Source organism: Streptococcus sp. GMD6S (assembly GCF_000297015.1).
On record NZ_AJRH01000067.1, the window covers coordinates 1 to 6092 of the forward strand.

7 protein-coding genes and 1 pseudogene are annotated in these 6092 nt (G+C 38.9%); 3 read left to right on the forward strand and 5 right to left on the reverse strand.

Annotated features, from left to right (window positions below; all coding sequences use genetic code 11):
• Positions 1-336 (forward strand): LPXTG cell wall anchor domain-containing protein (locus GMD6S_RS07850; protein ID WP_000341662.1); only part of this gene is annotated, 336 nt, incomplete at its 5' end.
• A gap of 81 nt (positions 337-417) precedes the next feature.
• Here the strand turns inward: GMD6S_RS07850 and GMD6S_RS07855 are convergent.
• The 5 genes and pseudogenes from GMD6S_RS07855 to GMD6S_RS07875 form a co-directional block, all read right to left on the reverse strand.
• On the reverse strand, positions 418-1494 hold the full coding sequence (locus GMD6S_RS07855) for a DUF2974 domain-containing protein (RefSeq protein WP_001273844.1): 1077 nt from the start codon (positions 1492-1494) through the stop codon (positions 418-420).
• Between the two features lie 111 nt (positions 1495-1605).
• Positions 1606-2381 (reverse strand): annotated as a pseudogene (locus tag GMD6S_RS07860) (ferredoxin reductase).
• A gap of 8 nt (positions 2382-2389) precedes the next feature.
• Positions 2390-2713 (reverse strand): hypothetical protein, encoded by a 324-nt coding sequence (locus GMD6S_RS07865; RefSeq protein ID WP_025172607.1) that lies wholly within the window; start codon positions 2711-2713, stop codon positions 2390-2392.
• A gap of 162 nt (positions 2714-2875) precedes the next feature.
• The gene (locus GMD6S_RS07870; protein WP_001055666.1) at positions 2876-3409 is read right to left on the reverse strand and encodes a flavin reductase; all 534 of its coding nucleotides are present in this window, start codon (positions 3407-3409) and stop codon (positions 2876-2878) included.
• A 39-nt stretch (positions 3410-3448) separates the two neighbouring features.
• Positions 3449-4018, reverse strand: coding sequence for a TetR/AcrR family transcriptional regulator (locus GMD6S_RS07875; RefSeq protein WP_033588462.1), 570 nt, complete (start codon positions 4016-4018; stop codon positions 3449-3451).
• A gap of 321 nt (positions 4019-4339) precedes the next feature.
• Here GMD6S_RS07875 and GMD6S_RS07880 point away from each other — a divergent pair, with 321 nt between their 5' ends.
• Together GMD6S_RS07880 and GMD6S_RS07885 are read left to right on the forward strand one after the other, a co-directional pair.
• Positions 4340-5017: a response regulator transcription factor gene (locus GMD6S_RS07880; RefSeq protein ID WP_000548978.1), complete on the forward strand. Its 678-nt coding sequence runs from the start codon at positions 4340-4342 to the stop codon at positions 5015-5017.
• Complete coding sequence (locus GMD6S_RS07885; RefSeq protein WP_000887983.1) at positions 5010-5984, forward strand: sensor histidine kinase; 975 nt, start codon at positions 5010-5012, stop codon at positions 5982-5984. Before GMD6S_RS07880 ends, GMD6S_RS07885 begins: the two co-directional genes overlap by 8 nt.
• Positions 5985-6092 lie beyond the last annotated feature (108 nt).

Consider the following 6092-nt stretch of genomic DNA (forward strand, 5'->3'; position numbering starts at 1 on the left):
GAACATGTCTACGAAAAAGTGAAGACAAGTCATAAGGATAAGGAAGGCAATGAAATTCCAGGATATCCAAGCGAAGACGGCGAACAACCTAAGAAGGATATTCCAGGTTACCGCTTCGTAGAGACCAAGAAACTTCCAAACGGTGACACAGAACATGTCTACGAAAAAGTTGTTACTGCCCCTCAACAAAAACCGACTGAGCAATCTCCAACTACTAAAGCAACCAAAGAATTACCTAATACTGGTACGGAAGATCATGCAGCTTTGGCGGCTCTAGGAGTACTAGGTTTGATGAGCGGATTTGGACTTGTGTCTCGTAAGAAAAAAGAAGACTAATTCTATACTCTAGATTCTAAGTAGTTTCCTTTAGTTTCTTAAACAAAAAACCAACTAATCTAATGATTAGTTGGTTTTTGTCTATTCTCGATTTTTCCAAGCTTGGTATCGAGTGTCAATCAAGAGTTGGGTTAGGCGCCCCATGGTTTCTCTTTCTTCGGGAGTGAGGGATTGAGCTTGGACAAAGAGATGGTGAACGTGTTCAATGACCTTGAAGGAAGAGAGGTCGTTGATAGAAGAGATGCCTGCATCGAGAATGATTCCAAAAAAGAGGTCAAAGTAGAGCTGCAGTTCCGTATCAGGGACCGTCTCAACCCATTCCTTAAAGGTTGTATCGACTTGCTGGCTGTCACTATTGGTCTCGTCTAGTTGGACAAAGTGTTTGTCTTCAACCTGCCAACTAAAGGTGTCATGCTGGGCAAGACCACCCAAGGCAGTGCTTCGAACAACGATTTTCTTATCAGGGATTTCTAGCATCATTCCGATGATAGAACCTTGTGGGACAAACACTTTCGTTCTTTCCATCATGTTTTGATAGCCAGCTGTTTCGGTTAGTTCCTTGTGAAGTCCAGGCGCATCAAAAGTATAGACAGCGACAATGTTTTTTTGTAAAAGTGGATCGAGTTGACTAGCAGCATAGACAGCTAGATTGCCCCCTTTTGAGTGTCCTGCTATGACAACTTTTTGGTTAGGATGTTGAGCAAAAAAATCCTGTAAATACTGGAGGGCGTGTTTTTGAGCTGGGATTTCTTTCATATAGGTCATATGGAAATCTTCTTTCCAACCGATGATACTATCATCCGTTCCACGAAAAACAAGCAAAAAAGTATCGAGACTGATACGATAAGTCATAGCCGCAAACTGTTTTTGCAATTCAGGATCAATATCATTGATAAAATTTGATAGCTTGCAATTTTTAAACCGTTTGTGTTGAGAGAGTTGATCCAACAACTGGAGGCGGTTCTTATTGGTCAACATCGTCGTGTCTCTAGGAATTTGGGGTGCAAGATCTATGAGGCGCTGGTTTTTTTGGGTGACTACACCATCAAAAGCAAGGTAGGTTAATTCGGTCAAGGCAAGAACATCTAACTCATTCACGGGGAGGTCATAAAAGGAATCGTATGCTACATCATTCAAGTAGTCAAAAATATTGGCCATAAAAGCTCCTTTCTCTATGTTTATCCTACCACATTTACATAGAATTGGCTAGTAGGCTTGTTTGAATGACCTAGTAGGGTTTAATTGAAATACATAGAAGATAGATTGCTCCTATTTCAAACCTCTAAACGAGCTTACTTGTATGTTTTTGCTATCAATCCCATTTTCCTTTAAAAACTTCTTCATCTCATTTACATCATCAGGCTGACCTGTGATGAGATAGCTGGCTTGATTGCCGTATTCATCAATAGCATGTTTTAAAAATGCTTGACTTTGAGAAAGTTCATCGCTAGTTTTATAAGTAAAATTCGATGTTTTTTGAGCCAGTTCCTTCATCTCATTATCGAAAATAGTAACTCCTTTGTCAAAATGGTTGAGAATAATCGGACATTTACCAGACCATTCTTTGATAAGGGGGCGTAGAGCAGAAATACCAACATCAGATGCAAAGAAAACTAGTGGCTGATTCGTATCTTTAACAGTCAAAGAGGAATCCAGCCAACTCATCTCAATCTCACTGCCAGCCGGTAAATGTGTCAAGGTGTTCTTAAAGTTGCTACCACTATTATGAGTCAAAATGAGAATCTCATCTTCATCAGGTGTGGAGGCAATAGTTAGCCATCGACTGGTTTGCTCTCCCTTAGCTTCGTTTTTATTAGTAGTAGAAGAAGTATCAGGGAGTGTAAACTTGGCATAAGCCCCTGCTTTCCATGTCATATTAGTAGGTTTCGTCAAATGTATTAAGTAAAGGTCCCCATTGAAATTTTCAATGGATTTTAAAGACAAAGCTTGACTACGTCCAAGATAGGTTATTACACCCCAAGAAATAAGGCATATAGCCACCAGAATAGATATAATAATTATCAACATTTTTTACCTCTTTTCATTATTTTCCTCATTTCCAAAATTTAAAAGATAGCCAAGTAGCCAGTGCGATAACAGGAATAAAGCCAATCAGTTTGATAAGCAAATCAGTATTAGGTAGGCTGTAAATATAAATCATGGTAGTCAATGCCACCAACCAAATACCCGCAATTTTTAAAATAACAGGTAAGCCGGCAATCATACATAACCCTATAGCCAGCAAAATCATACCTCCAGTCGCAAAGGACATAAAATCAGGGTTTGATAAATCAACCTGTTGTAGTGTAGCTCCCCAAATAATGATCAAAATACCAATAATGGCAAGAGAAATTCCTGTAATACCTAATCCATTCATTTTTTTAACTCCTTGTTTGTCCATGATAAAATCTCCTTTATTATATTATTGAATGAATATAATATTAGTTCATTCATATATTTTCAAAAAATAAAAAAATCAATTCTTCTTATAAAAATTTTGTCCTTTCTATGTAAATAATATCAAATATAGCATATCCATTTAATCTATAATCTGTTCTATCTCACCTATAAGAATAAAATGAGGTTCCCAGCCACCATGTCCGTCAGTATAGATATCTGGATACAATTCATAGTAATCCCTTATTTCCTGTACAAAACTCTCCTTGTCAAACTGTTGCTTACAAAGCTTTTTACATAAAAAAGTCTGTTTTGCCTCTTTAAATCCCATTGTCTTACCTATAGGAATTGCCATAAGTCCGGCATTTTCTATTTTATTTTCATTTCTTCCTGAATGACTTCCAAGGTATGCAAGTACCTTTTTATATTTTGGATCAAAAAAGCTTACAGTAAAGTATTCACTATCATCAATAAACTCAGCTGTATATCTTGACGGATGTATATATAGGGTTACAGTCGCCTTACTTTTTCCCGGTGCTCCCCAAATATTTCCAAGGCTACTCCATGACACGAGGCAGGCATTGAACTTTTCCCTGTTGCCTACCGTTATTGCCGCCCATTCACTGTCAAAAATGTCAAACGGTTTGTACTCTTTTTTTCTAAATTCCATGTTCATTCCTCTTTCTCCAATTCACCTATAATTAAATTATATTTGTTATTTAAGAATTCCTTTAATGAAGTAAGTTGCAAGTATTTCAACGGTCTTGCCAATATCTGGAAAATCTTTTTCCGTGATATGCATATCCATATAGTAAAACAGATTATAAACCTGTAAAATATCTTGAATCTTTTCTGGCGAGTACCCTTCAGCCTGCATACGATTTGTAAAAGTTTTAACTAGAAACTGATGAAATGGATTTGCGACTTTGCCTTCCTCCGAGGAATAGTAGCTGTGTAACTCATCTGCGATGGCAGGATTGTACCATTCTGCAAGGATTTTATTGGAAGAAACGAGAGTTCTGGACTGAGCAAAGAGTTGACCAATGAGGTCGGTCATATCAATTTCCCAATCCAGTTCTTCGATCATAGCTTGGCGAACACGGTTGTTTTCATCTATATAGATGTCTAGAAAAATGGCTTCTTTACTCTCGTAATAGTTATAAAAAGAACCAACTGCAACACCAGCTTGCCTAGCAATTTCTGAAATTCCTGTTGCCTTGTAACCTTTTTTCGAAAAAACTTCATAGGCTGCTGTCTTTAAAGCTTGTTTTTTGTCCAATATGATTTAACCTCCTTAGTTTTCATGAATGAATAACTTTATTCGTTCATTCATATTCTAACAAATCATGGCTAGCTTGTCAATAAGAAGGCTAGATCTATTAAATAAGTTAAAGAAACGCTAACTAAATGAGCACAAAAAGGAAAATATAGGATAAGGCTGGAACTATAATTAAAAATAAGGTATGATATCAGTGGGAATGTTCTCTATTTAGCATCTGTTTTCTGATCTGAATTTGGGAAAAGGCTGCTAAACAGTATGAGATACTGATCCGTAAATCTGATATGAAGGGTTTTGATACTTTGAGAAATAACAAAGGAGGAGCGCATGCACAAGATTTTACTAGTAGAAGATGACCAAGTTATTCGACAACAAGTGGGAAAACTGCTCTCTGAGTGGGGATTTGAGGTCGTTTTGTTAGAAGACTTTATGGAAGTATTGAGCCTTTTTGTTCAGTCGGAGCCTCATTTGGTCCTCATGGATATCGGTCTGCCTCTTTTTAATGGTTACCACTGGTGTCAGGAGATTCGCAAGATTTCCAAGGTACCTATCATGTTTCTGTCTTCGAGAGACCAGGCTATGGATATCGTCATGGCAATCAATATGGGAGCGGATGACTTTGTAACTAAGCCTTTTGACCAGCAGGTTCTTTTGGCTAAGGTTCAGGGTTTGTTGCGCCGTTCCTATGAGTTTGGGCGGGATGAAAGTTTGCTAGAGTATGCAGGTGTGATTCTCAATACTAAGTCTATGGATCTGCACTATCAGGGGGAAGTTCTGAGTTTGACCAAGAATGAATTTCAAATTTTGCGGGTCTTGTTTGAACATGCGGGCAATATCGTAGCGCGTGATGACTTGATGAGAGAACTCTGGAACAGCGACTTTTTCATCGACGACAACACCTTGTCTGTCAACGTTGCTCGCCTGCGCAAAAAGTTGGAGGAGCAAGGTTTAGCAGGGTTTATCGAAACCAAGAAAGGGATAGGATACGGACTGAAACATGCTTGATTGGAAATCATTTTTTCTAGCCTATCTGCGCTCTCGCAGTCGCGTTTTTACCTATATTTTTTCATTGGGCTTTCTCGTCCTTCTCTTTCAGTTTTTATTTGCTAGTCTAGGAACTTATTTTCTTTATTTCTTTCTGCTCAGTAGTTTTTTGACCTTCTTATTTTTGGCTTGGGATATATTTGCAGAAGCTCAGGTTTATCGACAGGAAGTACTCTATGCTGAGAGAGACCCCAAGTCTCCTTTGGAATGTGCGCTAGCAGAAAAGCTCGAAGAGCGTGAGTCTGAATTGTATCAAAAGAAGTCAGAAGCGCAGAGCAAGCTGACGGATTTGCTTGATTACTACACCTTATGGGTTCATCAGATCAAGACGCCCATTGCAGCTAGTCGCCTTTTAGTAGCAGAAGTCTCTGATCGGGAGGTCAAGCAGCAACTGGAACAGGAAATTTTCAAGATTGACTCCTATACCAATCTGGTTTTGCAGTACTTACGTTTAGAGAGTTTTCACGATGACTTGGTCTTTGAACAGGTTCAAGTGGAGGACTTGGTCAAGGATATGGTTCGTAAGTACGCACTTTTCTTTATCCAGAAGGGACTAACAGTCAATCTACATGACCTCGACAAAACTATCGTGACCGATAAGAAGTGGCTGTTGGTCGTCATTGAACAAATCCTTTCAAACAGCCTCAAATATACTAAGGAAGGTGGGCTCGAGATTTCTATGGAGAGTCAGGAGCTCTGTATTAAGGATACGGGAATTGGGATAAAAAACAGTGATGTCCTCCGAGTCTTTGAACGTGGTTTTTCAGGCTACAATGGCCGTTTGACCCAGCAATCATCTGGACTTGGCCTCTATCTATCCAAGAAAATTTCTGAAGAACTGGGGCACCGGATTCGTATCGAGTCTGAGGTTGGAAAAGGAACAACCGTACGGATCAAATTCGCTGAAGTGAAGCTCGTTATTGAGTAAACATAAATGAGAAAAAGCCTCCGAATGGAGGCTTTTATGCTAGGCTCTTATACTCAATGAAAATCAAAGAGCAAACTAGGAAACTAGCCGCAGGCTGTACTTGAGTAC

Excerpts from the sequence above, each read along its gene's own strand:
- GMD6S_RS07855 (WP_001273844.1), bottom strand. The coding sequence starts at position 1,494 with ATGGCCAATATTTTTGACTACTTGAATGATGTAGCATACGATTCCTTT.
- GMD6S_RS07865 (WP_025172607.1), bottom strand. The coding sequence starts at position 2,713 with ATGAATGGATTAGGTATTACAGGAATTTCTCTTGCCATTATTGGTATT.
- GMD6S_RS07885 (WP_000887983.1), top strand. The coding sequence starts at position 5,010 with ATGCTTGATTGGAAATCATTTTTTCTAGCCTATCTGCGCTCTCGCAGT.
- GMD6S_RS07870 (WP_001055666.1), bottom strand. The coding sequence starts at position 3,409 with ATGAACATGGAATTTAGAAAAAAAGAGTACAAACCGTTTGACATTTTT.
- GMD6S_RS07880 (WP_000548978.1), top strand. The coding sequence starts at position 4,340 with ATGCACAAGATTTTACTAGTAGAAGATGACCAAGTTATTCGACAACAA.